The sequence below is a fragment of the Deltaproteobacteria bacterium genome (genome assembly GCA_009929795.1).
GTDB lineage: Bacteria > Desulfobacterota > Desulfovibrionia > Desulfovibrionales > Desulfomicrobiaceae > RZZR01.
In genome coordinates this window covers 1-2,427 of record RZZR01000266.1, presented here as the reverse complement: position 1 = coordinate 2,427, position 2,427 = coordinate 1, and the positions used below count along the sequence as shown (strand labels likewise).

Below are 2,427 nucleotides of genomic sequence, written 5' to 3'. Positions count from 1 at the left end.
GGCCCTGGCATCGGCCAGGGGCGGGGCCCTGTCCCATGATTGGAACACCACGGCTTTGGCCGACGGGCCGACCTATGTTCTGGCCACGGCCACGGACATCAATTTCAACCGCGCAGACGTCAAAATTCCGGTAGTTCTGGCCAACGGGGCAGTTGACGCATCGGTCCCCGGATCGGTCGTGGTGGCGGATTCGAACTGCATCACCCATGTCTCGTCCTACGGCCTCGGGCCTGGCGGGGCCCAAAAGCCAACGATCATCAACGCATCCCTCCGGTTCGAGCCCCTGGACGGGGCCCGCGGCTACCGGGTCTATCGGGCGGACAACCCGGGAACCGAGCCGGTTCTGGTGGACACGGTCCACGGGGGCGAGAATGTCTGGTTCGAGGACTTCGACCCGGAACTGACCCCGGGGATGAACCTTCGTTACCTCGTGGCCGCCTTCAACAACCGGGGCGAGGGGCCGAGAACCGAGGTTCCGCCGATGACGGTGCTGGATCGGTTCGATGTGCATCTCACCTCGCCGGGGGAGGGCCAAGGCGGGGTTTTCTCGCAGCGTCCGGTCTTTGAATGGAAGGCCGATCCGTCCGTGGGCGAGATACAGTTCTATCGGCTCGTCCTGGCCGGGGTGACCGATCCCAAGGGCATCTTCACCTGGGACACGACCATCGAGAACAAAACCAGCGCCGTTCTGGAGCAGGACCTTGCTCCGGCCAGGGTCTACCATTGGGACATCCTATCGGCCTACGCGGCCCAGGATCGGGTTTCGGGAAACAAGTTTCGGTCCTACTCGTTCCCCGGGCCGGCCCGGAAGGATCCCTATGCCGAGCAGTTCATGTTCGTCACCTCGGCCCAGAACGGCTGCTTCACCTTCACCACCGACCGGTCCGGCGGGTCCGGCGTCTCGGATCGGCCTGCCCAGGGAGGGCGGATCATCATCCGCCTCCGGTCCGATCAGGAGGCCTCGGCCGTGGCTCGGGACCACGGGTCCCGACTGGTGCGGGCCTTCCGGGCCGGGGATATGGTTTTTGCCGTGGTCGAACTGCCGACCGGGACGGAGCGGGCCCGAGCGCTCGACCGTCTTGGCCGGGACGAGCGGATCGTCTACGCCGAACCGGCCCCGAGGTTCCAGCTCCATCTGACTCCCAACGATCCGGACTTCAAACCCTGGCAGTACGGGCATCTGAAAATGGACTCGGCCGCGGCCTGGGATCTGGGGGTGGGATCGGAAAAGGTGACCATGGCCATCATCGACACTGGCCTCGACGGGACACATCCGGAATTTTCCGGCCGGGTGGTCACCGGCCACAATTTCCACACCAAGCAGGATGTGCCGCCCGGGGTCCATTTCGACAGCTACGGGCACGGCACCCACGTGGCCGGCATCGCCGGGGCCACGGGGAACAACGGCCTGGGCGTGGCCGGGGTGGACTGGAAGGCCCGGATCATGCCCCTCAAGGTCAACGATGAGGGCGAGGAGGTGGCCGAATACGTCATCGAGTCCATTCCCTGGGCCGTGGATCACGGGGCCGATGTCCTGAATCTCAGTCTGGGCGGCCCGGGCTACTCCCAGGCCCTGCAGGACGTGGTCAGCTATGCCTGTCTCAAAGGGGCCCTGGTGGTGGTCTCCATGGGCAACAACATGACGGCCGTCATCCAGTATCCGGCCGCCTGCCAGGGGGCCATAGCCGTGGGCAGCACGGACGGACGGGACCAGGCCAGCCATTTCTCAACCTGGGGTGAGCATATCAGCGTGTCCGCCCCGGGCAGCGACATTTTGTCCACCTCCAAGCGCGACCACGGCTATGTGGCCGCCAGCGGAACTTCCATGGCCGCGCCCCAGGTGGCCGGGGCCCTGACTTTGTTGCGGGGCCTGCATCCGGACTGGTCCATCGAGGAGATGCGCTCCCATCTGGAGGCCACGGCCGACGACGTGGACGAGCCCGGGTTCGACATCCGGACCGGCTGGGGCCGGATCAACCTCCACCGGCTCCTGGCCGAGCCCAAGGCCCCGAACCGGTATGGCCGGGTGGCCGTTCTGGTCCGCGACCCGGCCGGAGAGGTTCTGGAGGGGGCCGACGTGGTTCTCTCCGACATCCAAGGTCGGAGCGTGGGCACGGTCCGGACGGATGCCCAGGGTCGGGCGCTATTCTTCTTTATTCCGGCGGAAACGGGATACGAGGCCACGGCCCGGGTCGGTTCCTCGGTCGGGACGACGGACGGACCCTTTGAGCTCAGACCCGGGTCGGTCAATCCGGATGTGGAGATCGTCGTGGGATCATGATCGGTCCGAAGGCTTGACGGAGCGGCCGCCTGGTTGGAAGGATATTCCCGGGGGATGGGAGCGTTTCGTATCGCTTCAATCCAAGGAGGTTTTTCATGACCAGGATCGGCATCATCCGGTGCGAGAAGAACGAGGAGCGCTGTCCG

At 65.6% G+C, this 2,427-nt stretch carries 1 protein-coding gene; it reads left to right on the top strand.

Features of this window, described 5'->3' with window-relative positions:
* Window positions 1–2,281 (top strand): hypothetical protein (locus EOM25_14020; protein ID NCC26291.1); only part of this gene is annotated, 2,281 nt, incomplete at its 5' end.
* Between the last annotated feature and the right edge of the window lie 146 nt (window positions 2,282–2,427).